Genomic DNA, 23,537 nt, shown 5'->3' on the forward strand with positions numbered 1-23,537 from the left:
ACGGAACGCGCACATTGCCGTGCGGTCCGTCCGCCCGACCGAACCGGCCCTCGTGCCACTTCCCGCCCGGGCCCCGGGAGTGCCACCATGGTGGAGAGTCCGGGGACGCCGTAAGGGTGCCTCGAGATGAACAGCAAGGAGCAGTTGCAATGACGCATGCCGTTTCGCCTGCCCGTGAGGCCGCCTCCCCCACCCTGTACGGAGGCTCGGGCACCCGGCGCATCACCGTCCGCGACCTCACCCTCGCCAAGGAACGCGGCGAGAAGTGGCCCATGCTCACCGCCTACGACGCCATGACCGCGTCCGTGTTCGACGAGGCCGGGATCCCGGTCATGCTCGTCGGCGACTCGATGGGCAACTGCCACCTCGGCTACGAGACCACCGTCCCAGTGACGATGGACGAGATGACCATGCTGTCGGCAGCCGTCGTGCGCGGCACCAGCCGGGCCCTGATCATCGGCGACCTGCCCTTCGGCTCCTACCAGGAAGGCCCGGTGCAGGCGCTGCGCAGCGCCACCCAGCTGGTCAAGGAGGCCGGGGTCGGAGCGGTGAAGCTCGAGGGCGGCGAGCGCTCGCTGCGCCAGACCGAGCTGATCGTGCAGTCGGGCATCCCGGTCATGTCCCACCTGGGCCTGACCCCGCAGTCCGTGAACGCCATGGGCTACCGGGTGCAGGGCCGAGGCGACGAGGCCGCGCACCAGCTGCTGCGCGACGCGAAGGCGGCGCAGGACGCGGGCGCCTTCGGGGTGGTGCTGGAGCTGGTCCCCGCCGAGCTGGCCGCCGAGGTCACCAGGTCCCTGCACATTCCGACGGTCGGCATCGGCGCGGGCTCGGAGTGCGACGCGCAGGTGCTGGTGTGGACGGACATGATGGGGCTGACCGGCGGGAAGATGCCGAAGTTCGTCAAGCAGTACGCGAACATCCGCCGGACCATGGGCGACGCGGCGAAGGCCTTCGCCGAGGACGTGGTCGGCGGAACGTTCCCGCAGGAAGAGCACGCCTTCCACTAGTACGACGGCCGCCGAGGGCCCGTCGGCTGTCTGCCGGCGGGCCCTCGGCGGCGCCGTGCCGCTGCCGTGCCCGTGCCGTGTCGGCGATCTGTCGGAGCACCGCCCCGGGCTGTAGGTCGCCTGTAGGTGGTTTGTCAGTGGCGTCTGGTCCCATGGTGGACATGACGCGAAACGACAAGAATCCCCTGAACGGCTCGAACGCCGTAGAGGTCCGGGGGCTGGTCAAGCACTACGGCGAGACCAAAGCCCTCGACGGCGTGGACCTCGATGTCCGCGAGGGAACCGTCCTCGGGGTCCTCGGCCCCAACGGGGCGGGCAAGACCACCCTGGTGCGCTGCCTGTCCACCCTGATCACCCCCGATGCCGGCACGGCCTTCGTCGCCGGCTTCGACGTGGTCCGCCAGCCCCGGCAGCTGCGCAGGACCATAGGCCTGACCGGCCAGTACGCCTCGGTCGACGAGAAGCTCTCCGGCTGGGAGAACCTCTACATGATCGGCCGGCTGCTGGACCTGCCCCGTAAGAGCGCCCGGAGCCGTGCCGACGAGCTGCTGGAGCGGTTCTCCCTCACGGAGGCCGCCAAGAAGGCCGTCATGAACTACTCCGGCGGCATGCGGCGCCGGCTCGACCTGGCCGCCTCGATGATCGGCAGCCCGGCCGTGCTGTACCTGGACGAGCCGACCACCGGCCTCGACCCCCGCACCCGCAACGAGGTGTGGGACGAGGTGCAGCGGATGGTCGCCGAGGGCGCCACCGTCCTGCTCACCACCCAGTACATGGAGGAGGCCGAGCAGCTCGCCAACGAGCTGACGGTCATCGACCGCGGCAAGGTCATCGCCAACGGCAAGGTCGACGAGCTGAAGGCGCGCGTCGGCGGCCGGACCCTGCGGATCCGCGCCAGCGACCCGACGGATCTGCCGGGCATGGCCCGCTCCCTGGGGGAGGCCGGTCTGGACGGGGCGGCCGGTTCGCAGGCCGTCCCGGACGAGGGGGTCCTGCTGGTCCCGATCCTCGCGGACGAGCAGCTGACCGCCGTGGTGGGCCTGCTGGCGGCCCGCGGGTACGGGATCTCCGACATCAGCACCTACCTGCCCAGCCTGGACGAGGTCTTCCTGTCCATCACCGGTCAGAAGCCCACCGTTCAGGATTCCGTCCCCCACCAGCAGATCGAGGAGGTCGCGGCATGAGCACCGTAACCACGACGAAGCCCAGCCCCACCGCGGCTCCCCCGGCCGGCGGACCCGTCCCGGCCGACGAGGGCCGGATCGGCCTGCGGGGCAACCTACGCCACATCGGCGCCCTGGCCCGGCGCAACGTCCTGCAGATCAAGCAGGACCCGGAGTCGATGTTCGACGTCCTGTTCATGCCGATCATCTTCACGCTGCTGTTCGTGTTCGTCTTCGGCGGCGCAATCGCAGGCAAGGGCAACCAGGGCGAGTACGTCAACTACGTGGTCCCGGGCCTGATGGCGATGATGGGCATGAACATCGCCATGGGTGTCGGCACCGGGGTCAACGACGACTTCAAGAAGGGCGTGATGGACCGGTTCCGGTCCATGCCCATCGCCCGTTCCTCGGTGCTCATCGCCAAGATCGTGGTCGAGCTCGGCCGCATGATGGTCGCCATCGCGATCCTGCTCGGCATGGGCTTCCTGCTCGGCCTCTCGATCACGGGCTCGGTGCTGGACCTGTTCCTGTCCATCGGACTGGCGGCGGTCTTCGGTTCCTCGCTGATGTGGATCTTCATCCTGCTGGGTCTCACCATGAAGACCCCGCAGGCCGTGCAGGGCATCGCGATGCTGGTCCTGATGCCGCTGCAGTTCGGCAGCTCGATCTTCGCCCCGCCGACGACGATGCCCGGCTGGCTGCAGAGCTTCACCGACGTCAACCCGCTGTCCAACCTGGCCGACGCGGCCCGAGCCCTGATCAATGGGACCCCGCTGGGCAACTCCGTGTGGATCACGCTGGCCTGGTCGGTCGGCATCACGCTGGTGACCATGCCGCTCGCCGTGCGGAAGTTCCGCCAGAAGACCTGACCCGCGGACCGGTCCGTTCCGGATCGCGTCCCGGGCGGAGACTCCGGTCGCAGACCGGGTCAGACGAGGGCGGTGGCCTCCTTCAGGGTGAGGCCGCCGCCTTCGGCGTACGCCGCCTCGTACGCGGCGTCGCCGAGCGCGGCCCGGGCCAGGCGCTCGGCGCACTCGGCGTCCGCGCGTTCGATGCTGATCGGGAAGTGGCGGGGCGGCACGAGGGCACGGTAGGCGCCGATCAGGCGCGCGGCGTCGTACGCCCCCCGGGGGCCGCCGAGTCCGGCGCGAGAGACGGCTGCGGTCAGCAGGTACACGGCCGGGAGGTGCGGGGCGATGAGCAGGGCCAGCGGGTCCTGGGCGCTCTCGATGGCGCGGCGGACCAGAGCGAGGGCGTCCTCGTACTTGCCCTCCTGATTGTCGAGCCAGGCCATCGTGCCGAGCAGGAACCCGTCGAAGATGGCGTAGGCGCCGAAGGAGAACTCCTCGCGCAGGACCTGGAGTTCCGCCCGGGCCCGGGCCACGCGGCCGGTGCGGCCGTAGATGCCGGCGAGGAACATCCGAGCGGCGGGCCGCGCCTCGTTGCCGACGTGGTCGACTCCGGGCAGGAGCCGGTTGAGGAGCTCCTCCGCCTCCTCGATGTCTCCGCTCTCCACGAGCGTGCCGGCCATCCGCACCTGCAGGACCATGACCTGGGCCTTGGCGCCGAGCCGCCGGGCGTGTTCGATGGCGGCGCGGAAGTCCTGGGCGGCCAGGACGTACTCACCGGACTTCTCCATTGCCTCGGCGCGCGCGGAGAGCGCTTCGGCGCAGCCCCAGTCGTCGCCGAGCTCACGGAACACGGCGAGGCTCTCCTCGGCATCGCGGGAGGCGTCGCCGGCCCAGTCGGCGCGGTTGGCCAGGATGTTGGCGCGCAGCTGGAGGGCGGAGGCGAGCTCCCAGCGGTAGCCGAGGCCACGGGCGGTCTCGACGGTCCCCTCGATGACCTCGTGGAGCAGCCCCGGTTTCCCGGCGATCATCACGGCGTAGATCCACATGACGCCCGGGGCCCGGCAGGTCTGCGGCAGTCCCGGGCGGTAGGCGGCGATCATGCCGTCGACCTGGACCCGCACTTCCGGGCTGGACCAGTTGGCGTCGGTCTGGTCGCGGGAGGCCAGGCTCATGACCTGGATCCCGCGCCAGCCCTCGGTGAGCAGTTCGCCCTCGTACGGCGGGGGCGTGTCGACGATCCGCTCGTAGACCGGCGGGGCGGGGACCACGGGCGGGGCGAACGGGTCGGGGCCGAGGGCCGAGGCGGCCGCGGACCAGTGGCGGAGTTCGGTGCGCAGGTCGTGCATCTGCCAGTACCAGGCGAGGGAGTGGAGCAGACAGAGCACCTCGCCGACGTCCTGGGCGGCGACGGCGCGCCGCAGGGCCGTACGCAGGTTCTCGTACTCGGTGGCGATCCGGTCGGCGGCGGCGCGCTGGCCGTGACCGCGCAGCAGCGGCTCGGTGGTGCGGGCGAGTTCCCGGTAGTGGGTGAGGTGGCGCCGCTCGGTGTCCGGACGGTCCGCGCCGGCCTCGGCGAGTCGGTCGGCGGCGTACTCGGCGACGGTCTCCAGGAGGCGGTAGCGCATGCCGGCGGGGCCGTCGGGGGCGGCGACGACGAGGGACTTGTCGACGAGGGAGCCGAGCAGGTCGGCGACGTCGAGGTCACCGACGGCGAGGTTCGCGGCGGCGGCCCCGGCCGGCGCGTCGGCGCAGACGGCCTCGGCGGCGTCGAGGTCGCAGCCGCCGGCGAAGACGGACAGGCGGCGCAGGACGGCCCGTTCCGGCTCGTCGAGGAGGTCCCAGGACCAGTCGACGACCGCGCGCAGGGTCTGCTGGCGGGGCAGGTGGGTGCGGGCGCCGCCGGTCAGGAGCCTGAACCGGTCGTCGAGGCGGTCGGCGATCTGGCGGGGGGTGAGCAGCCGCAGCCGGGCGGCGGCCAGCTCGATGGCGAGCGGCATCCCGTCGAGGCGGCGGCAGATCTCCACGGCGGCGGCCGGGTCCTCGTCCACGGTGAACCCCGCCCGGGCGGCGGCCCCCCGGTCGCCGAGCAGCCGGAGCGCGACGGGGTCGGGCAGCGGGTCCACCGGGCGCAGGGTCTCGCCCGGCACGCCGAGGGGTTCGCGGCTGGTGGCCAGGATCTGTACGCCGGGGCAGCGCGCGAGCACCTCTTCGGCGAGGCGGGCGGCGGCGTCGACGACGTGCTCGCAGTTGTCGAGGATCAGCAGCATCCGGCGGCGCGCGCAATGCTCTGCGAGGCGGTCGAGGGGTCGGTCCCCCGCGCGCTCGGTCAGTACCCGCATCTCCTCGGCGGAGCCGCCGCGCAACTTGGTCTCCCGCGCCCCGAGCGCGGCGAGCACGGCCTCGGCGACGTCCTCGGGGTCGTCCACGGGCGCCAGCTCCACGAACCACACCCCGTCGACCCAGCCGAGCCCGCCGGGGGCGGAGCCTGAGTCGCCAGGGTGCGAACCCTGGCCGGCAGAGCCGGGGCCCGTGGTGGCGGGGGTGTGGCCGGAGTCGGCGGACCGGTCCTCCGGGGGGTCGGGGCGTACGTCCGGCATGCCGCGGCCGGCCTGTGCGTGCGCCTCGGCGGCCTCCTGCGACAGCCGGGTCTTGCCGGCTCCGCCGGGTCCGAGCAAGGTGACGAGCCGCGACCGGGCGAGGTCGTCCCCGATGACGCGGATGTCCTTCTCCCGGCCGACGAAGGTGGTCAGCCGCATCCGCAGGTTGCCCGCGCCCAGGCCGGGCGGTACGTGATGCTGCCCGGGCGGTACGTGATCCTGCCCGGGCAGCGCGTCGGCCCGGTCCGGTGCCCCGCTCCCCGGCCCGGACGGCGCCGACGGGGGCCGGTGCGGCCGGCCCGGCGCAGCCGGATGGGTGGGCTGGTCGGCACGGCTGGGAGCTGTCCCGGCCTCGCCGGGGCCGGCCTGGGACGCGGGGGAACCCGGCGAGGCCGCGACCACGCCGGGGGCGGCCGTCGTCCCGGTGTCGGTGGCGGCGGGTCCGGCCGGGTGGGTCCCGCCGGTCGGCGCGGCGGGTCCGGCCGGGTGGGTCCGGCCGGTCGCCACCGTGGGGCCGGGCCGGTCGGGGCGGCCCGGGCTGGTGGAAGCCGGGGGAAGTGGTGTCAGCAGGGCCGTGTGGAGGGCGCGGAGCGTGGGGCCGGGGGTGGTGCCCAGGCGGCCGGCCAGGTCGCGGCGGACCGCTTCGTAGGCGGCGAGTGCCTCCGCCGGGCGGCCCGCGTCGCGCAGTGCGCGGATGCGCAGGGCCTGCAGGGGTTCGTCCAGCGGCCGGCCCGCGCACAGTGCGGTGAGCTCCGGCAGGACCCGCTCCGCCTCGCCCAGCGCAAGCGCCGCGTCCAGGCGGCCCCGGCGCGCGTCGAGCCGTAGCGCCTCCCAGCGGGCGGCCTCCGGCCCCGAACCGGGCAGCGAGCACAGCGGCTCGCCGCGCCACAGGGCGAGGGCCTCGTCGTACAGGGCGGCCGTCTCGGCCGGGTCGGCGGCGGTCCCGGCCGCCCGCGCCAGCCGCTCGAAGCGGTAAAGGTCGATGTCGTCCCGGTCGGCGACGAGTACGTAGCCGCCCTCTCCGGACCCCACCGCCTCGCGCCCCAGCGCCCTGCGGAGCCGTCCCACCAGTGCCTGGAGCGCCGCGAGGGCGTCCACCGGCGGGTCCCCGTCCCACACCTCGTCGATGAGGGAGGCCGCCGGCACCGCCCGCCCCGGCCGCAGCGCGAGCGCGGTCAGGAGCGCGCGCAGCCGCGCCCCGCCCACGGGGACGGTGCTCCCGTCGTCGCGGAGGGCCTGGGTGGTGCCGAGCATCGTGTAACGCACCGGCCCATTGTCTCCGGCCCGGGGCCCCGTCGGGTGCCGCCTGCGGGATAGGTTCGCCGTATGGGTCCCCAGGGCAGTCAGAACCGTAGCCACCCCCGCAGTCACGACCGCGGCGACCGGCAGATCAGTCCCGTGTTCCTCGGCATCTTCGCCGTCATGGCGGTGACGGGGTGGGCCGTGTGGACGGGGTACTCGACCAGCCTGGGGCTGGCGGTCTTCCTCTTCGTCACGGCGGCCTGGATCGTCTCCCTGTGCCTGCACGAGTACGCGCACGCCCGCACCGCCCTGCACAGCGGAGACCTCAGTGTCGGCGCGAAGGGCTATCTGACGCTGAATCCCCTCAAGTACACGCACGCGCTGCTCAGCATCGTCCTGCCGGTGCTCTTCGTGATCATGGGCGGCCTGGGTCTCCCCGGCGGCGCGGTGTACATCGAGCGCGACCGGATCGAGGGGCGGTGGCGGCACAGCCTCATCTCGGCGGCGGGCCCGCTGACGAACGTCGCCTTCGCGGCGGTCTGCACGGCCCCGTTCTGGCTGAACGCCCTGGACGGGGTCCCGATGGCGTTCCGTTTCGCGCTCGGCTTCCTGGCCCTGCTTCAGGTCTCGGCGGCGATCCTGAACTTCCTGCCGGTTCCGGGCCTGGACGGCTACGGCATCATCGAGCCCTGGCTCTCCCACCGGATCCGCCGCGAGGTGGCACCGCTGGCCCCGTTCGGCCTGCTGGCCGTCTTCGCGCTGCTGTGGATCCCGGAGATCAACGCGTACTTCTTCGACGCGGTGTACGGAGTGCTGTCGGCGCTCGGCGTGAGCGAGCTGGAGGCCTACTGCGGCCGCAACCTCTACCAGTTCTGGCAGGACACCAGCGGCTTCTGCCAGGCGTCTTAGAGCGTCTCTTCCGGACCGGGCCGGGCCGGGCCGTGCCGGGTCGTGCCGGGTCGGATCAGCCCGCGGCCCGGGCCTTCTCGATCTTCGCCTTGCGCAGGTAGTACCACGCCATGTTCGAGGTGACTCCCGCCATCAGCACCCACACGATCCCGAGCAGGCTGCCCTCGACGAAGGAGACCACGGCTGCGGCCGTGGCGAGGACGCAGAGGATGACGGCGAACACGGCAAGGCGGGGCATGGCGGGGGCTCCTCGGAGACGCTGAAGCGGTTCGAGCCCCTCCAGTGTCCCCCATGCCCCGGCGTGCTCCCGTCCGGCTGATTTCCGCCATACCGTCATCTTTTCCTCCCCCCGCGGCGACGGTTCGCCCGAGGCGCACCGCGCAGGGGGTGCGGAGGACCGGGGGGAAGACATGCAGGAGATCCCGAAGGGCGCGAACGTCAGTCTGACCGCCCTCAGCGAGGACGCCGGGGCGGTCGTCGTGAGCCTGAGCTGAAGCAGCGCTTCGGGGGCGGGAGACGCCGACGTCTCGGTGCTGCTGCTGGACGAGAACGGCAAGGTCCGGGGCGAGAACGACTTCTACTTCTACAACAATCCGGCGGCGGCCGACGGAAGCGTGCAGCTGCTGGGCAAGGCCCCGACCGACAACGGCGACGAGGACCGCATCGGTGTGGACCTGACGGCGGTCCCGCAGGGCGTCGCCCGGATCGTGGTGGCGGCCAGCCGGTACGCCGGCGAGCGCTTCGGAGACCTCGACGACCTGCGGATGACGGTCGCGGACCGCTCCGGGGAAACGCTGGTCGGCTACTCCATCGACGACGCGGGCGTGGAGAGCGCCTTCCCCGTACGACCAGGAAGAAGGTCACCCTGCCCAAGGTGGCCAAGAAGTCCCTCGCCGAGAACGAGTCCTGGAGCCAGGCCCGTCTGTTCCCCGTCCCCTCGCTCAAGAACGACAAGGAGCGGGAGGTGCGCGCCACCTCTGTGCTGCTGTCGGTCATGGCGCAGGTGCCGGAGTTCGGCCGGCGTCTCACCGCCGGGTTCGGCGCGCCCGCCGGCCGGATGCAGACCTTCACGGAGGTCACCCTCCCCCACGGGGACACTCCGCGACGCCCCGACGGGGTGATCCGGGTGGAGCGCGCCGGCAAGCTGTGGACGGCGCTCGTGGAGACCAAGACGAACGGCAACCCGCTCAGGGCGGAACAGGTCCAGGAGTACATGGACATCGCCGCGCGCCGCGGCTACGAGGCCGTGGTCACCCTCTCCAACGACGTGGCCCTGGAGGGCCGCCCCATGGTGGAGGTGAAGGTCGACGGGCGGCGCAAGCACAAGGTCAGCCTCTGGCACCTGTCCTGGACGGAGGTCGCCCACCAGGCACAGCTGCTGATCCGGCACGAGGGCGTGGGCAACGCCGCGCACGCCTGGCTGCTCCAGGAGCTTTTGGAGTACCTGCGGCACGAGCAGTCCGGCTGCCACGGGTTCCAGAACATGGGCGCCGCGTGGGTCCCCGTACGCAAGGGCATCGAGGACGAGACCCTCGGCCTCGGGGACGCCCGGACGGTGGAGGTCGTGGAGAGCTGGGAGCGGCTGATCCGCCAGGTCTGTCTGCGGCTGGGCGGGGAGCTCGGGCAGAAGGCGCTGCCGGTGCAGCGGGCCCGGCGGGACAGTGATCCGCAGGCCCGGCGGGTCGGGGCGGCGGACCGGCTGTGCGCCGACGGGAAGCTCTCCGCGGAGCTGCGCGTCGACGGGACCAGCAGTGTCATCGCGGTGGGCGCCGACCTCAGGACCTCCAAGGTACGGACGTCCGTCGACGTGCCGGCCCCGGAGGGGGCCTCGACCCTGGTCACGGTGAAACGGCTGCTGAAGCTGCTCGCCGAGGCTCCGGCGGACCTGCACGTGGAGAGCCTCGTCGAGGCGGGGCCGAAAGCGGGGGCGGGGCCGGGGAGCGGGCCGCGCGGCACGCTGGAGCGGCTGCGGCCCGAGCCGGGGAGTCTGGTGCCGGTGGACGGTGCCGCGGTCGTCGGTTTCCGGCTGTCCCTGCTGAAGGGGATGGGGAGCACGCGGGGGAACACGGAGTCCGGGTTCATCCGCAGCGTGGACGATGCCGTGGACCGCTTCTACCACGGTGTGGTGGCGCATCTGGGCCCGGTCGAGGGCCGCGCCGGCCGTCGCGGCTGAGGGGCACGGCCACCCGTCCGGAGGCCGGGCGGGTGGCCCTCGGCGGGGCCCGCACGGGCCCGCCGGGCTCAGACGTCCGTGACGCGCAGGCCCGCGTGGGCCTTGTAGCGGCGGTTGGTGGAGATGAGGTTGGCCACCAGGGATTCGACTTGGTGGGCATTGCGCAGCCGGCCCGCGAAGACCCCGCGCATGCCCGGGATGCGGGCGGCGAGGGCCTGGACGATGTCGGTGTCGGCGCGGACCTCGCCGAGGACCATCACGTCGGTGTCGATCTCGTCGACCGACGCGTCCTGGAGGAGCACCGCCGAGAGGTGGTGGAAGGCCGCCGTGACCCGGGAGTCCGGCAGCAGGGCGGCGGCCTGCTGGGCCGCGCTGCCCTCTTCGACCTGGAGGGCGTACGCGCCCTGCTTGTCGAAGCCGAGCGGGTTGACGCAGTCGACCACGAGCTTGCCGGCGAGGTCCTCGCGCAGCGATTCCAGGGTCTTGGCGTGGCCCTCCCACGGCACCGCGATGATCACGATGTCGCTGCGGCGCGCGCACTCGGCGTTGTCCGCGCCCTCCACCCCGAGCCCGAGCTCGTCGGCGGCGGTCCGCGCGCGGTCGGCGGCGCGGGAGCCGATGATCACTTTCTGGCCGGCGCGGGCGAGCCGGTAGGCGAGGCCCCGGCCCTGGTCGCCGGTACCGCCGAGGACGCCTACGACGAGGCCGGAGACGTCGGGAAGGTCCCACGGGTCCTTGGCGGGAGCCTTCGCGGGCTGCTGCGTGCTGTCTGTGGAGGTCATGGGGGCGAGGGTAGCGGCGAGATCGCCGGAGTCGAATGCGCGGACGGCGTGAGATGAGCGGCGGGTCGGGAGATGGGCGGGCAGGGCGGGAGATGGGGGGAACGGCTCCCGTATGTCCCTTCCATACGGCAGGATGCCGATATGGACGCCGTGAGAGTCGCGCTGCTGCGCGAGGTGCTCGCCGGTACGCAGTGGCCCGGCGCCGCGCGCCGGTTCGCCGGGACGCTGCGGCGGTCGGTCGTGCCCGCCGGCGGGAACCTGCTGCTGGTCGGGACCGAGCAGTACGAGCCCTGGCACATGACCGCACACCTGGTCGACGAGGCCGCCTGGTCGGGGCTGCCCGAGCTGGCGCCCACGCTCGTACGTCACCGGGTGCTGCCCGGTGACGCCCCGCACCTCTCGGTCGGCCTGAGCCGCCTGGAGGCGGCCCGACGAGGTCACACCCTGCTGGTGGTGGCTCCGGATCACCCCGGTGACGGGCTGCTGGAGCGGGTGCACGACGCCCGGCGTGCGGGGGCGACCGTCCTGTCCCTGGACGGGGGGGACGCGGATCTGGGGACGCTCGCGCACGAGGTGCTGTCCGTGCCGGCCGGAGCCGCCGAGCTGGACCTGGACACGGTGCAGCACCTGGTCAGCGCGGCGGCCGGGGAGAACAGCCTGCCGGTGCAGCGCGGGCCCAGGCGGTTCCGGGACCGGCTGGCGCGGCTGGCCGACCAGCTGGCCGCGCCGCCGCCCAGCCGCTGGTAGCCCCGGGGCTTCAGGGAGTGGCTTCGCCTTCCTGTTCCTCGCGGGTCTTGTCGTTCCATTTGGGGTCGTTCTGCCATTCGAGATTGCGCTCCTGCGCCGTCTCCATGGCGTGGGTCGCCTCTTCGGGTGTCGCGTAGGGGCCGAAACGGTCCTTCGCCGGGCACTCGGGGCCTTCCTCGACCTTCTTGTGGACCAGGCAGTAGTACCACTCGCCCGGTTTACCCACCTGGCGCTTCTTGAACAGGGCCATCGTCAGGCTCCTCTCTCTGTCGCCATGCTGCCCCATACCCGCTCGATACACTCGCTCGTATGTCTGGCCAGTCGCTGCTCGTACCAGGCGAGCTCACTCCCGTCCGTTCCGTTCCCGGAAACATCCGCCGGCCCGAGTACGTGGGCAAGCCGGCGCCCACTCCGTACACCGGACCGGAGGTGCAGACGCCCGAGACCATCGCGGCCATGCGCATCGCCGGCCGGATCGCCGCCCAGGCGATGGAAGAAGCCGCCAAGCTGATCGCGCCGGGGGTGACCACCGATGAGCTGGACCGGGTCGCCCACGAGTTCATGTGCGACCACGGCGCCTACCCCTCGACGCTGGGCTACCGCGGTTTCCCGAAATCCCTGTGTTCCTCGCTCAACGAGGTCATCTGCCACGGGATCCCCGATTCGACCGTCCTGCGCGACGGCGACATCGTCAATCTCGACGTGACCGCGTACATCGGCGGGGTGCACGGCGACAACAACGCCACGTACCTGTGCGGGGACGTGGACGAGGAGTCGCGGCTGCTCGTGGAGCGCACCCGCGAGTCCCTGAACCGGGCCATCAAGGCCGTGAGGCCGGGCCGGCAGATCAACATCATCGGCCGGGTCATCGAGTCGTACGCGAAGCGCTTCGGCTACGGCGTCGTCCGGGACTTCACCGGGCACGGGATCAACTCGTCCTTCCACTCCGGCCTGATCGTCCCGCACTACGACAGCCCGCACGCCACCACCGTCATCGAGCCCGGGATGACCTTCACCATCGAGCCGATGCTGACCCTGGGCACCCACGAGTACGACATGTGGGAGGACGGCTGGACGGTCGTCACGAAGGACCGCAGGCGGACCGCGCAGTTCGAGCACACGCTGGTGGTCACGGACACCGGGGCGGAGATCCTGACGCTGCCCTGACCCGTCCGAGGAATTCACCTCCCGGAGGTTTTACCGACAAGGCGTCGGGAACACATTGACTTAGGTAAGCCTAAGTAGGAGGATCGGGTGTGGCGGCACGGCCGCCGCACCCGGCTCCCCCTTTTCTTCCGATTTCTCGGAGGTCCGCCTTGGACGCCTTCTCCACCGTCATCCGTGTCGCCTCGCACGAGCAGCACACCGAGGCAGAGACCTCGACCTTCATGAGCGACCTGCTCGGTGGCCGGCTCGGGGTGGACGCGTACACGCGCTACACCGAGCAGCTGTGGTTCGTCTACCGGGCCCTGGAGGACGCTGCCGAGGCCCTCAGGGACGACGCGGTGGCCGGCCCGTTCATCCAGCCCGAGCTGATGCGCCTGACCGAGATCGAGCGGGACCTCGCCCACCTGCGGGGTCCCGAATGGCGCGAGAGCCTGGTCGCGCTGCCCGCCACCGAGGCCTACGCGGCCCGCGTGGCCGAGTGCGCCTCCTCCTGGCCGGGCGGCTACGTGGCCCACCACTACACCCGGTACCTGGGCGACCTCTCCGGCGGCCAGATCATCCGCGACAAGGCGGAGCGGACCTGGGGCTTCGAGCGCAAGGGCGACGGCGTCCGCTTCTACGTCTTCGCGGACATCTCCAACCCGGCCGCCTTCAAGCGGACCTACCGCGAGCTGCTGGACGCCATCTCCGCGGACGACCTGGAGAAGCAGCGCATCATCGACGAGTGCAAGCGCGCCTTCGACTTCAACGGCGCGGTCTTCCGCGAGCTGGGCGAGCAGTTCCCGATGAGCGCGTAGCCGTAGCCGCCGGGGCGTGAGTGCGGTGGAGGGGGGGGGGGCCCCGGGGGCCCCCCCCCCTCCTCCGCACTCACGCGCGCAGCGCCGCGTACCGGCTCCCGTACTCAGTTCCCGCCCGGGGCGAAGCGGACGCGGCCACCGATCTCGACCGTGCCGTCCGGGCCGGGGGCGGTGAGGATCTGGGAGCCCGCGCCCTGGGTGATGTTCAGGGCCCGGTTCAGCTGGGCCGTCAGCAGGATCGCCGCCGAGCCGGTGGCCTCGTCCTCGACGATCGCCCCGTCCGGCCGGCGCGGGAAGCCGCGGGCCCGGATCCGGCCCGCGGCCTCGTCCTCCCACGCCCAGGCGTACAGCCAGCCCTCGCCCGGCGGCGGGGCGGGCAGCGCCTCCACCTCGGCGGCGTCGGCGTACTGCTCCGTGCGCTTGCCCACGACCCACTCGGGCCGGGCGGTGATCCAGGTGAACTCCCCGTCGTCGCGCGCCCATACGGCGCCCGCCGGAGGCTGGAGCTCCTCGATGTCGAGCAGCCACGCGACCCCGACCAACGGGTGCCCGGCGAAGGACATCCTGGTGCCGGGGGTACGGATGTCGACGATCCCGCGTTCGGGATCGTCGACGAACACCGTCTCGCTGTAGCCCAGTTCGGCCGCCATCGCCTGCCGGGACGCGTCGTCGGGGCAGGACCGGCCGTCGCGTACGACGCCGAGCAGGTTGCCGTGGCTGCCGTCACCCGCGCAGAACACCTTCAGGACGTCGAGATCGTTCACGCGGGCATTCAAGCACGGGTCAGTTCTGGGCCGTGCGCCACCCGCGGGCGGGCAGGACGGCGCCCTTGTCCACGGACACGGTCAGGTTGACGTCGTCGAGCCGGTCTCCGGGCTTGTACATGGAGCCGGAGGTGTCGTTGGCGAAGGCCGCGGCGCCTTCCGCGGTGAGCGCCGCGCGTACGGCGTTCAGTGCGAGCAGCCCGCCCTTGGTCTTGCACTCGACTGGTCCTGTACTCGGCCTTGTAGAGGTGCGAGGAGGCGGTGGCCGGCACCATGGCCGCCACCGAGGTGACGGACTTCCCGGAGCGCCCGTTCTCGGCGCTCTCCGGCGGGGAGCGGGCCCGGGTCGCGCCGGCCCGCGTACTGGCCCAGCGGGTCCCGCTGCTGCTGCTCGACGAGCCGGCGGCGGACCTGGACCTGCGCCACCAGGAGCGGGTGCTGCGGATCTGCCGGGAGCGGGCGGCGGCCGGGGACGGGGTCGTCCTGCACGACCTGGGCCTTGCGGCGGCGTACGCGGACCGGGTCGCCGTCCTGCACGAGGGCCGGACAGTGGTGGACGGCCCGCCTGCGGAGGTGTTCGAGGACGGGCTGCTGCGCCGGGTCTACCGCCAGCCGGTGGAGGTCCTGGCGCACCCGCGCACCGGGGCGCCGCTGGTGGTCCCCGTACGGGACGCGGGCGAGCCGCGTTCCGCCGCACGGAACGCGCACCCCGGCTTGACCTCGGCTTGACCCCGCCTTGGGGTCGGCATGGGGAGGCCGTAACGGCTCCGTGTCCGGATTCGAAAGGTGTGCGCTGAATCACTGGACGCACGGGTATGGGTGAGGTAAGCCTCGGTTAAGTTAGGTCCGCCTCACCGGCCGCCCCCATCCGATCGGGGCGGTCGTCTGCCGAACGCCAGACTGCCAGGAGCTCCCTATGCGCCCCGCCCGCCTCACCGTCGCCGCCGCGGCCGCCGTCGTGGCCGCCATCACCGCGGTCACCGGCTGCTCCCAGAAGAGCGAGTCGGGCAGCGCGGACCTGGTGCGCGTGGCGGCCTCCGACTCCGCCTGCGAGGTCTCCACGAAGGAGTTCCCCGCGGGCAAGGTCGCGTTCGAGGTGGAGAACAAGGGCTCCAAGGTCACCGAGCTCTACATCCTCTTCCCCGACGACCGCATCGTCGCGGAGCGCGAGAACATCGGCCCCGGCACCAAGGCCACCATCACCGCCGAGCTCAAGGCCGGCGACTACGAGGTCGCCTGCAAGCCCGGTATGAAGGGCGACGGCATCCGCCAGAGCGTCAAGGCCACCGGCTCGGGCGGCACCGAGAAGCGCAGCCCCGAGGCCGATGCCGCGGTCGCCGCGTACCGCAAGTACGTGCAGGAGCAGGCCGACGAGACCGTCCCCAAGGCGCAGGCCTTCGCGGACGCGGTCAAGGCCGGCGACGTCGCGGCCGCGAAGAAGGCGTACGCCCCCTCGCGCATCGGCTGGGAGCGCACCGAGCCGGTCGCCGAGTCCTTCGGTGACATCGACCCGAAGGTCGACGTCCGCGAGGACGGCCTGGAGCCGGGCCAGGACTGGACCGGCTGGCACAAGCTGGAGCAATCCCTCTTCGCCGGCAACAAGATCGACGACGCGGACAAGAAGCTCGCCGAGATCCTGATGACCGACCTGGCCGACTGGCAGAAGAAGGTCGGCCAGGCGGAGATCACCCCCACCTCGATGGCGAACGGCGCCAAGGAGCTCCTCGACGAGGTCGCCACCGGCAAGGTGACCGGTGAGGAAGAGCGCTACAGCCACACCGACCTGGTCGACTTCAAGGCCAACGTCGAGGGCGCGGAGAAGGCGTACGAGCTGCTCAAGCCGGTCACCTCGAAGACGGACCCGGCGCTCACCGCGGAGCTGGACAAGCAGTTCGCGGCACTGAACAACCTGCTGGAGAAGTACCGCCCGAACAAGGCCTCGTACGAGTTCACCGCCTACGACAAGGTCACCGACGAGCAGCGCAAGGAGCTCTCCGACGGCGTCAACGCGCTGGCCGAGCCGCTCTCGAAGCTGGCCGCCGCGGTCGCGAAGTAACTCCGGATCAGCTGAGAAGGCGGGAGATCCTCATATGAACGAGCCGGTGTCCGAGCAGGGTCGGGACGAAGCCGCTGATGCTGCCCGCGGCGATGCGCCCGGGCAGGCCAAGGCCGCGCCCTCGCGCCGCTCCGTCCTCGGCTGGGGCGGTGCGGGCCTCGCGCTCGGCGCCGCCGCGGCCGGCGGTACGGCCATGGCGATGGGCTCCGGCTCCGACATGGTCTCGGCGGCCTCGGCCGGTGCGGCCGTGCCGTTCCACGGGGAGCACCAGGCCGGTATCGCCAGCGCCGTCCAGGACCGCCTGCACTTCGCCGCCTTCGACGTGAAGACGAAGGACCGTGCCGAGCTGGTCACACTCCTCAAGGAGTGGACGGAGGCGGCCCGGCTGATGACGGCCGGTCACCCGGTCGGCGAGGGCGGCTACGGCGGCCTGCCGGAGGCGCCGCCGGACGACACGGGCGAGGCGCTGGGCCTGAAGGCCTCCCGTCTCACCCTGACCGTCGGTTTCGGGCCCGGCCTGTTCGCCAAGGGCCGCTTCGGGCTGGAGGGCAAGCGCCCCGACGCCCTGGTGGACCTGGAGGCCTTCCCCGGCGACAACCTCGACGCGGCCCGCTCCGGCGGCGATCTGTGCGTGCAGGCCTGCGCGGACGACCCGCAGGTCGCGGTGCACGCCATCCGCCAGCTCGCCCGCATCGGCTTCGGCAAGGTCGCCGTCCGCTGGTCGCAGCTCGGCTTCGGCAAGACCTCCTCGACGACGCCCGACGAGCAGACCCCGCGCAACATGATGGGCTTCAAGGACGGTACCCGGAACATCTCGGGCACGGACAAGGCCGCGCTGGACAAGCACGTGTGGGTCAGCGCCGGGGACGGCGGGGACTGGCTGGCCGGTGGCTCGTACCTGGTCGCCCGCAGGATCCGGATGAACATCGAGACCTGGGACCGCACCTCGCTCGGCGAGCAGGAGGACATCTTCGGCCGCGACAAGGGCGAGGGTGCCCCCGTCGGCAAGTCCAAGGAGCGCGACGAGCCGTTCCTGAAGGCGATGAAGCCGGAGGCGCACGTACGGCTCGCCCACCCGGACAGCAACGACGGTGCGACGATCCTGCGCCGCGGCTACTCCTTCACCGACGGCACGGACGGGCTGGGCCGGCTCGACGCGGGCCTGTTCTTTCTCGCCTACCAGCGCGACGTACGCAAGGGCTTCGTACCGATCCAGCGTCGGCTGGCCAAGTCCGACGTCCTCAACGAATACATCCAGCACGTGGGTTCGGCCGTCTTCGCCGTCCCGCCGGGCGTCCGCGACAAGGACGACTGGTGGGGCCGGACGCTGTTCGCGTAAGGGACCGGGAGAACCGAAGTGTTCAGCAACTATCTGATCGGGCTGCGCGAGGGGCTGGAAGCCAGCCTCATCGTCTGCATCCTCATCGCCTACCTGGTCAAGACCGGGAACAAGGACAAGCTGGCGTCCCTGTGGCTGGGTGTCGGCCTGGCCGCCGCACTGTCACTGGCCTTCGGCGCGGGCCTCGAATTCGGCACGCAGGAACTGACCTTCAAGGCGCAGGAGGCGATCGGCGGCTCCCTGTCGATCGTCGCGGTCGGCCTGGTCACCTGGATGGTCTTCTGGATGAAGCGCACCGCGCGGCACCTGAAGGCCGAGCTCCACGGCAAGCTCGACGCGGCGCTCGCGATGGGCACCGGCGCTCTGGTGGCGACGGCGTTCCTGGCCGTCGGCCGGGAGGGCCTGGAGACCTCGCTGTTCGTGTGGCGCTCGGTGCACGCGGCCGGTGACGGCGCGGCCCCGCTGATCGGCGTCCTGCTCGGCATCGGGTCGTCGATCGTTCTGGGCTGGCTGTTCTACCGGGGCGCGCTGAAGATCAACCTGTCGAAGTTCTTCACGTGGACCGGCGGCATGCTCGTCGTGGTCGCCGCGGGCGTGCTCGCGTACGGCGTGCACGACCTGCAGGAGGCCGACTTCCTGCCGGGGCTGGCCAACAAGGCCTTCGACATCAGCGAGACGATCCCGCCGGACAGCTGGTACGGGACCCTGCTGAAGGGCACCTTCAACTTCCAGCCGGACCCGACCGTGCTCCAGGTCGTGGTGTGGGCCCTGTACCTGGTCCCGGTGCTCGCGCTGTTCCTGGCCGGGTCGCCCAAGTCGGCCGCGCCGCAGCCGGAGCCGAGCCGCTCCTGACTCACCAGAGCCTGTCGACCGTCCCCGGGCAGAGGGGGACGCGGATGCCGGTGAAGGCCGCGCGGACCTCGTCCGCGCGGCCTTCGTCGTCGGCGCCCTCACCGTCGGCGGGGCCGGCGCCCTGGGCGAAGAAGGCCCCGAGCACCGTCTTGCCGAGGCCCGGGGCGTCCGTCGCCAGGGGGTCCCGGACGGAGTCCGGGGGAGGGTCCGCGGGAGTGCCGTCGACCAGGACCGTGCCGGGAAGCGGCTCGAAGCCGGCGGCCACGTAGAACGGGACCAGCTCCCGGTCGCAGCTGAACTGCGCCAGGGACGCGGCGAGGCGCCCGTCGGCGTCCAGCAGCAGTACCGCGCGCGGGGCGAGCGCCGGATCGTGCCCGGGGGCCGGCCCGGGCCATGCCTGCGCCTCCAGGGCCGCCACCCGCGCGGCCAGCCCGGCGGGCAGCACCTCGTGGACCTCGACGGGCGTCCCCCCGACGGGCATTACGGAATCCGGGTCCCCGCGCCGCCGACCCGGACCCGGGAGTCGCCGGAGCGCAGCTCCACGGTGAGGCGGCCCGGGCGGCCCATGTCGGCACCCTGGTGGAGGGTGAGCACGGCGTCGGCCGGGACCAGGCCCCTCTCGCGTGCGTACGCCCCGAACGCGGCGGCGGCCGCGCCGGTCGCCGGGTCCTCGACGACGCCGCCGACCGGGAAGGGGTTGCGCACGTGGAACTCCGCCGGGCCCGCCCGGTGCACGAGCTGCACGGTGACCAGGTCGAGGCTGCGCATCAGCGCCTCCAGCCGGGTGAAATCGTACGAGAGGTCCGCGAGCCGGGCCCGGGTGGCGGCGCCGATCACCAGGTGGCGGGCGCCTGCGTAGGCGATGCGCGGCGGGAACTGCGGGTCCAGGTCGGCGGCCGGCCAGTCCAGCGCGGCCAGGGCCTCGGCAAGGTCGGCCGGGGCCACCTCCTCGGTGTGCGGCTCGACGCTGGTCAGGGTGGCCCGCAGACCGCCGCCCTCCCGGGTCACCGACACCGGCACGGTGCCCGCCCGGGTCGCGAACACCAGCTCGCCGGGGCCGACCCGCTCGCCGAGCGCGACGGCGGTGGCCACGGTCGCGTGCCCGCAGAACGGGACCTCCGCCTTGGGGCTGAAGTAGCGCGCGGTGAAGGCCCGTCCAGGCTCCCCGCCGAGACCCTCGGGCGGGGCGGTGAGAAAGGCCGTCTCGCTGTAGCCCAGCTCGGCGGCGATCCCCAGCATGGCCGCCTCGTCCAGACCGCTCGCGTCGAGCACGACCCCGGCCGGGTTGCCGCCCTCCGGGTCGTCGGAGAAGGCGGTGTAGCGCAATACCTCGATAGTCATGATCGCCACAACCCCGGTCTGCCGGCGGGCATTCCCCCGGGGGGCCGGGGGATCAGCCGCGCCCTGTGTCGGGATCAGCCGCGTCCGAAGCCGGGATCAGCCGCGCCCGATGTAGGGCATCGCGGTCGCCATCACCGTCGCGAACTGCACATTGGCCCCCAGCGGGAGCTCCGCCATGTGCAGCACCGTGCGCGCCACGTCGGCGGCGTCCATGACGGGCTCCACCGCGAGCTGCCCGTTGGCCTGCATGATCCCGCTCTGCATCCGCTCGGTCATCTCGGTGGCCGCGTTGCCGATGTCGATCTGCCCGCACGCGATCCCGTAGGGGCGTCCGTCCAGCGACAGGGACTTCGTCAGGCCGGTCATGGCATGCTTGGTCGCGGTGTACGCGATCGAGTTCGGCCGGGGCACGTGCGCCGAGATGGAGCCGTTGTTGATGATGCGGCCGCCCTGCGGGTCCTGGGCCTTCATCACCCGGAAGGCCGCCTGCGCGCAGAGGAACGAACCGGTGAGGTTGACGTCGACCACCGAGCGCCAGGCCTCGTAGGAGAGGTCCTCCAGGGCGACTCCGGCCGGGCCGAAGGTGCCCGCGTTGTTGAAGAGCAGGTCGATCCGCCCGTAGCGCTCCCGCACGGTCTCGAACAGCGCGGCCACGTCGTCCGGATCGCTGACGTCGGCCGGGACGCAGAGCACGTCGGCGGCGGCGTCGGCCTCACTCGCGGCCTTGGCGGTCTCCTCCAGCGGCTCGGCCCGGCGGCCCGCCACGGCCACCGACCAACCGGCGGCGGCCAGGGTCAGGGCCACGGAGCGGCCGATCCCCGAGCCCGCTCCGGTCACTACGGCGATCTTGTTCACACGTGCGCTCATGGGGCCGCAGGCTACGTCACACGGGACTTCGGCTCCGGGACGTTCCGATTGCTGAGAACATGGGGCCATCAGGGGGTGTGAAGACACGATAAGAAGACTGGAGTTCCGTATGTCGGAGCGAGGCCCCGCGACAGCGCCCTCGAAGGACTCGTCGACCACGAATCCCTCCCCTCTCACCACCCCACCCCTGACGGCCGCCCGCCGGACCGGACTGCTCGTCACCTTCGTCCTCGGCGGGCTCACCGCGCTCCCCCCGCTGTCCATGGACATGTACCTGCCGGCGCTGCCCGCGGTCACCACGGCCCTGAACAGCCCGGCCGCCACCATCCAGCTCACCCTCACCGCCTGCCTCGCCGGCATGGCCCTGGGCCAGCTGGTGATCGGCCCCATGAGCGACAAATGGGGCCGCCGGCGCCCCCTGCTCATCGGCATGGTCGTCTACGTCCTCGCCACCGCCACCTGCGCCTTCGCCCCGAGCGCCGAGCTACTGATCGGCTTCCGGCTGCTCCAGGGCCTGGCCGGCGCGGCCGCGATCGTGATCGCACGGGCCGTCGTGCGCGACCTGTACGACGGGGTCGAGATGGCCCGGTTCTTCTCCACCCTGATGCTCATATCCGGCGTGGCGCCGATCATCGCCCCACTCATCGGCGGCCAGATACTGCGCTTCGCCGACTGGCGCGGGGTCTTCGTCGTCCTCACCGTCGTGGGCACCGCCCTGACCTTCCTGGTCTGGCAGCGGCTCGGCGAGACGCTGCCGCCCGAACGGCGCCAGACCGGCGGCGTCGGCGCCGCGCTGCTGACCATGCGCGGGCTGTTCGCCGACCGCGTCTTCGCCGGCTACACGCTGGCCGGCGGCTTCGCCTTCGCGGCGCTCTTCGCGTACATCTCCGCCTCGCCGTTCGTCGTGCAGGAGATCTACGGTGCTTCGCCGCAGACCTTCAGCCTGCTGTTCGGCGTCAACTCCATCGGCCTGATCGCCGTGGGCCAGGTCAACGGCAAGCTGCTGGTCGGCCGGGTCAGCATGGACAAGGTCCTGGCGTACGGCCTCGCGGTCATCACGGCGGCGTCGGTCGCCCTGCTCCTGATGACGGCCGGGGTCTTCGGCGAGGTCGGGCTCTTCGCGATCTGCGCCGGGCTGTTCGTCCTGATGTCCGCGATGGGCCTGGTCCTGCCGAACACCAACGCCCAGGCCCTGATGCGCGCCCCGCACGCGGCCGGCTCGGCCTCCGCCCTCCTCGGCACCTCCTCCTTCCTGGTGGGAGCCATCGCCTCCCCCCTGGTAGGCATCGCCGGCGAGGACACGGCCATCCCGATGGCCCTCGTCCAGACAACTTGCTCCCTCCTGGCAATCCTCTGCTTCACAGCCCTCTGCCGCCCCTGGCGCCCCACAACCCCCCACCCCACCCAGCCCTGACCCCCCGAGGGCCGGCACCTTCCCGACTCCGCACCACTCCCGGGCCGGGCCCTTCCCCGGCCCGGGCGCCCTTCCTTCCCAGCCTGCGACCTTCCTTCCCGCCGGGGCATCCAGCCCCGGCGGGACCGGCCCAAGCGCTGTCGGGCCGATCCCAGCCGCGTCGGCCAATTCCAGCCCCGCCGGCGTTTGAGGCGCGGGGTCCCGGGCGGAGCCCCGAGCCTCCCGACGCCGCCGCACCCTCCGGCCCCGCCGGGCCGACCCCAGCCCCCGCCGGCGTTTGAGGCGCCGAGACCATGCCCGGCCACCCGCACGGGATCGGCCCCGTAAACTTCGCGGGTGAACGACTCCGCCACCACCACCGCCGAAACCCTGCGCAGCGCCCTCGCCGGCCTGCTCGCAGGACTCCCGCAGAAGCAGGCCACGGCCGCCGTGGAGCGGCTGATCTCCAACTACCGCGGGCTGACTCCCACCGACACCCCCGTCCTGCGGAACCGCTCGGACGTGGCGGCGTACGCGGCGTACCGGATGCCCGCCACCTTCGAGGCCGCACGGTCCGCCCTGGACGGCCTCGCCGAGGCGGCCCCGGACTGGTCCCCGGCTTCGCACGTGGATGTCGGTGGCGGCACCGGCTCGGCGGCCTGGGCGGTGGACGCCATTTGGGGCGGGCCCCGCGAGACGGCGGTACTGGACTGGGCGGACCCGGCGCTGGTCCTCGGCAAGGAGCTGGCCGCGGCCTCCGACTCCCCGGCACTGCGGGCCGCCGAGTGGCGGCGGACCGTCATCGGAGCCGGCATGGCGCTTCCCGACGCGGACCTGGTGACGGTCTCGTACGTGCTGGGCGAACTGGTCCCGGAGGCCCGCCGCGAGGTCGTCGCCGAGGCGGCCCGCGCCGGTCAGGCCGTGGTGGTGGTCGAGCCGGGCACGCCGGAGGGGTACCTGCGCATCCGCGAGGCCCGCGACCAGCTGATCGAGGCCGGACTGCGGGTCGCGGCCCCGTGCCCGCACGACGGGACCTGCCCGATCGAGGTCGGCCGGGACTGGTGCCACTTCTCGACCCGGGTCAGCCGTTCCTCCCTGCACCGCCAGGTCAAGGGCGGCTCCCTCCCGTACGAGGACGAGAAGTTCAGCTACGTGGCCGCCACCCGCTTCCCGGTGGAGCCGGCCGCCTCCCGGATCACGCGCAGGCCGCAGATCCGGAAGGGGCTGGTACTGCTGGAGCTGTGCGGCCCCGAGAGCGAGGGCCACACCCACGTCAACGTGACCAAGCGCCACGGCGACCTGTACAAGGCGGCGCGTGACGCCGACTGGGGCCAGGAGTGGCCTCCTCCGCAGAAGGAGGCCTAGAAGGCTGATGAAGATGTTGGGTTCTGGCCCCGCCGCGTCAGCGGCGGGGCCAGACTCGTTGTTGTGGTTCAAGGGGAGTGGGTCGGGGAGACGGTCGGGCCGGATGTGTGGGCGACGTGCCG

General features: G+C 72.4%; 20 protein-coding genes and 2 pseudogenes. 14 read left to right on the plus strand and 8 right to left on the minus strand.

Features of this window, described 5'->3' with window-relative positions:
• The first annotated feature begins 149 nt into the window (after positions 1–149).
• From panB to OTB20_RS10545, 3 genes are all read left to right on the plus strand, one after another.
• Complete coding sequence (gene panB / locus OTB20_RS10535; RefSeq protein ID WP_267816662.1) at positions 150–1,010, plus strand: 3-methyl-2-oxobutanoate hydroxymethyltransferase; 861 nt, start codon at positions 150–152, stop codon at positions 1,008–1,010.
• 152 nt (positions 1,011–1,162) lie between these two features.
• Positions 1,163–2,194, plus strand: coding sequence for an ATP-binding cassette domain-containing protein (locus OTB20_RS10540; RefSeq protein ID WP_267816714.1), 1,032 nt, complete (start codon positions 1,163–1,165; stop codon positions 2,192–2,194).
• Entirely contained in the window at positions 2,191–3,042 is an 852-nt protein-coding gene (locus OTB20_RS10545; protein ID WP_267816664.1) for an ABC transporter permease, read from the plus strand. The genes OTB20_RS10540 and OTB20_RS10545 overlap by 4 nt, the downstream gene beginning before the upstream one ends.
• Positions 3,043–3,101: 59 nt before the next feature.
• On the opposite strand, the gene OTB20_RS10550 is transcribed toward OTB20_RS10545, so the two are convergent.
• Positions 3,102–6,875: an AfsR/SARP family transcriptional regulator gene (locus tag OTB20_RS10550; protein ID WP_267816716.1), complete on the minus strand. Its 3,774-nt coding sequence runs from the start codon at positions 6,873–6,875 to the stop codon at positions 3,102–3,104.
• Between the two features lie 72 nt (positions 6,876–6,947).
• On the opposite strand from OTB20_RS10550, the gene OTB20_RS10555 reads away from it, so the two are divergent.
• Positions 6,948–7,772, plus strand: coding sequence for a site-2 protease family protein (locus OTB20_RS10555; RefSeq protein ID WP_267816665.1), 825 nt, complete (start codon positions 6,948–6,950; stop codon positions 7,770–7,772).
• Between the two features lie 55 nt (positions 7,773–7,827).
• Here the strand turns inward: OTB20_RS10555 and OTB20_RS10560 are convergent, their stop codons facing one another.
• The gene (locus tag OTB20_RS10560) at positions 7,828–8,010 is read right to left on the minus strand and encodes a hypothetical protein (RefSeq protein ID WP_267816666.1); all 183 of its coding nucleotides are present in this window, start codon (positions 8,008–8,010) and stop codon (positions 7,828–7,830) included.
• A gap of 172 nt (positions 8,011–8,182) precedes the next feature.
• Here OTB20_RS10560 and OTB20_RS10565 point away from each other — a divergent pair.
• Positions 8,183–9,945, plus strand: a pseudogene (locus tag OTB20_RS10565) (TerD family protein).
• Positions 9,946–10,013: 68 nt separating this feature from the next.
• On the opposite strand, the gene npdG reads toward OTB20_RS10565, so the two are convergent.
• The gene (gene npdG, locus OTB20_RS10570) at positions 10,014–10,727 is read right to left on the minus strand and encodes an NADPH-dependent F420 reductase (RefSeq protein WP_267816668.1); all 714 of its coding nucleotides are present in this window, start codon (positions 10,725–10,727) and stop codon (positions 10,014–10,016) included.
• 141 nt (positions 10,728–10,868) lie between these two features.
• On the opposite strand from npdG, the gene OTB20_RS10575 reads away from it, so the two are divergent.
• Positions 10,869–11,474 carry a hypothetical protein gene (locus OTB20_RS10575; RefSeq protein ID WP_267757847.1) on the plus strand — a complete coding sequence of 202 codons (606 nt, stop codon included), beginning with the start codon at positions 10,869–10,871 and terminating at the stop codon, positions 11,472–11,474.
• Positions 11,475–11,484: 10 nt separating this feature from the next.
• On the opposite strand, the gene OTB20_RS10580 is transcribed toward OTB20_RS10575, so the two are convergent.
• Positions 11,485–11,724 carry a hypothetical protein gene (locus OTB20_RS10580; RefSeq protein WP_267816671.1) on the minus strand — a complete coding sequence of 80 codons (240 nt, stop codon included), beginning with the start codon at positions 11,722–11,724 and terminating at the stop codon, positions 11,485–11,487.
• A gap of 59 nt (positions 11,725–11,783) precedes the next feature.
• Between OTB20_RS10580 and map the strand changes: the two genes are divergently transcribed.
• Both map and OTB20_RS10590 read left to right on the plus strand, forming a co-directional pair.
• Complete coding sequence (gene map / locus OTB20_RS10585; protein WP_267816673.1) at positions 11,784–12,641, plus strand: type I methionyl aminopeptidase; 858 nt, start codon at positions 11,784–11,786, stop codon at positions 12,639–12,641.
• Positions 12,642–12,790: 149 nt separating this feature from the next.
• Complete coding sequence (locus OTB20_RS10590) at positions 12,791–13,438, plus strand: heme oxygenase (biliverdin-producing) (protein ID WP_267757850.1); 648 nt, start codon at positions 12,791–12,793, stop codon at positions 13,436–13,438.
• A 104-nt stretch (positions 13,439–13,542) separates the two neighbouring features.
• Here OTB20_RS10590 and OTB20_RS10595 read toward each other — a convergent pair whose 3' ends face one another.
• Positions 13,543–14,202, minus strand: a complete 660-nt coding sequence (locus tag OTB20_RS10595; RefSeq protein WP_267816675.1) for a PhzF family phenazine biosynthesis protein — start codon at positions 14,200–14,202, stop codon at positions 13,543–13,545.
• A gap of 252 nt (positions 14,203–14,454) precedes the next feature.
• On the opposite strand from OTB20_RS10595, the pseudogene OTB20_RS10600 reads away from it, so the two are divergent.
• From OTB20_RS10600 to efeU, 4 genes and pseudogenes are all read left to right on the plus strand, one after another.
• A pseudogene (locus tag OTB20_RS10600) lies at positions 14,455–14,931 on the plus strand (ATP-binding cassette domain-containing protein); the annotation flags it as partial.
• Between the two features lie 187 nt (positions 14,932–15,118).
• Positions 15,119–16,258 (plus strand): iron uptake system protein EfeO, encoded by a 1,140-nt coding sequence (gene efeO, locus OTB20_RS10605; RefSeq protein ID WP_267757852.1) that lies wholly within the window; start codon positions 15,119–15,121, stop codon positions 16,256–16,258.
• Between the two features lie 46 nt (positions 16,259–16,304).
• The gene (efeB, locus tag OTB20_RS10610; RefSeq protein WP_420716366.1) at positions 16,305–17,597 is read left to right on the plus strand and encodes an iron uptake transporter deferrochelatase/peroxidase subunit; all 1,293 of its coding nucleotides are present in this window, start codon (positions 16,305–16,307) and stop codon (positions 17,595–17,597) included.
• A gap of 18 nt (positions 17,598–17,615) precedes the next feature.
• Positions 17,616–18,449: an iron uptake transporter permease EfeU gene (gene efeU, locus OTB20_RS10615; RefSeq protein WP_267816679.1), complete on the plus strand. Its 834-nt coding sequence runs from the start codon at positions 17,616–17,618 to the stop codon at positions 18,447–18,449.
• Position 18,450: 1 nt separating this feature from the next.
• Here the strand turns inward: efeU and OTB20_RS10620 are convergent, their stop codons facing one another.
• The 3 genes from OTB20_RS10620 to OTB20_RS10630 all read right to left on the minus strand — a co-directional run bounded on the left by OTB20_RS10620 (position 18,451) and on the right by OTB20_RS10630 (position 20,657).
• Entirely contained in the window at positions 18,451–18,930 is a 480-nt protein-coding gene (locus OTB20_RS10620) for a hypothetical protein (RefSeq protein WP_267816680.1), read from the minus strand.
• Positions 18,930–19,790 (minus strand): PhzF family phenazine biosynthesis protein, encoded by an 861-nt coding sequence (locus OTB20_RS10625; RefSeq protein ID WP_267816718.1) that lies wholly within the window; start codon positions 19,788–19,790, stop codon positions 18,930–18,932. Before OTB20_RS10625 ends, OTB20_RS10620 begins: the two co-directional genes overlap by 1 nt.
• A 96-nt stretch (positions 19,791–19,886) precedes the next feature.
• A complete protein-coding gene (locus OTB20_RS10630; protein WP_267816682.1) occupies positions 19,887–20,657 on the minus strand; it encodes an SDR family oxidoreductase in 771 nt (256 codons plus the stop codon).
• A 109-nt stretch (positions 20,658–20,766) separates the two neighbouring features.
• Here OTB20_RS10630 and OTB20_RS10635 point away from each other — a divergent pair, with 109 nt between their 5' ends.
• Together OTB20_RS10635 and OTB20_RS10640 are read left to right on the plus strand one after the other, a co-directional pair.
• Positions 20,767–22,071, plus strand: a complete 1,305-nt coding sequence (locus tag OTB20_RS10635; protein WP_267816684.1) for a multidrug effflux MFS transporter — start codon at positions 20,767–20,769, stop codon at positions 22,069–22,071.
• A gap of 336 nt (positions 22,072–22,407) precedes the next feature.
• Positions 22,408–23,415 carry a small ribosomal subunit Rsm22 family protein gene (locus OTB20_RS10640; protein ID WP_267816686.1) on the plus strand — a complete coding sequence of 336 codons (1,008 nt, stop codon included), beginning with the start codon at positions 22,408–22,410 and terminating at the stop codon, positions 23,413–23,415.
• The last annotated feature ends 122 nt before the right edge of the window (positions 23,416–23,537 follow it).

This window comes from Streptomyces sp. H27-H1, assembly GCF_026627445.1.
Taxonomy (GTDB): domain Bacteria; phylum Actinomycetota; class Actinomycetes; order Streptomycetales; family Streptomycetaceae; genus Streptomyces.

Bases quoted from the DNA above. Each gene is read 5' to 3' on its own strand.
- OTB20_RS10620 (WP_267816680.1), bottom strand. From the start codon at position 18,930: ATGCCCGTCGGGGGGACGCCCGTCGAGGTCCACGAGGTGCTGCCCGCC.
- OTB20_RS10575 (WP_267757847.1), top strand. From the start codon at position 10,869: ATGGACGCCGTGAGAGTCGCGCTGCTGCGCGAGGTGCTCGCCGGTACG.
- panB (WP_267816662.1), top strand. From the start codon at position 150: ATGACGCATGCCGTTTCGCCTGCCCGTGAGGCCGCCTCCCCCACCCTG.
- OTB20_RS10540 (WP_267816714.1), top strand. From the start codon at position 1,163: ATGGTGGACATGACGCGAAACGACAAGAATCCCCTGAACGGCTCGAAC.
- efeO (WP_267757852.1), top strand. From the start codon at position 15,119: ATGCGCCCCGCCCGCCTCACCGTCGCCGCCGCGGCCGCCGTCGTGGCC.
- map (WP_267816673.1), top strand. From the start codon at position 11,784: ATGTCTGGCCAGTCGCTGCTCGTACCAGGCGAGCTCACTCCCGTCCGT.
- OTB20_RS10630 (WP_267816682.1), bottom strand. From the start codon at position 20,657: ATGAGCGCACGTGTGAACAAGATCGCCGTAGTGACCGGAGCGGGCTCG.
- OTB20_RS10625 (WP_267816718.1), bottom strand. From the start codon at position 19,790: ATGACTATCGAGGTATTGCGCTACACCGCCTTCTCCGACGACCCGGAG.
- OTB20_RS10560 (WP_267816666.1), bottom strand. From the start codon at position 8,010: ATGCCCCGCCTTGCCGTGTTCGCCGTCATCCTCTGCGTCCTCGCCACG.
- OTB20_RS10550 (WP_267816716.1), bottom strand. From the start codon at position 6,875: ATGCTCGGCACCACCCAGGCCCTCCGCGACGACGGGAGCACCGTCCCC.
- OTB20_RS10635 (WP_267816684.1), top strand. From the start codon at position 20,767: ATGTCGGAGCGAGGCCCCGCGACAGCGCCCTCGAAGGACTCGTCGACC.
- OTB20_RS10545 (WP_267816664.1), top strand. From the start codon at position 2,191: ATGAGCACCGTAACCACGACGAAGCCCAGCCCCACCGCGGCTCCCCCG.
- OTB20_RS10555 (WP_267816665.1), top strand. From the start codon at position 6,948: ATGGGTCCCCAGGGCAGTCAGAACCGTAGCCACCCCCGCAGTCACGAC.
- npdG (WP_267816668.1), bottom strand. From the start codon at position 10,727: ATGACCTCCACAGACAGCACGCAGCAGCCCGCGAAGGCTCCCGCCAAG.
- OTB20_RS10580 (WP_267816671.1), bottom strand. From the start codon at position 11,724: ATGGCCCTGTTCAAGAAGCGCCAGGTGGGTAAACCGGGCGAGTGGTAC.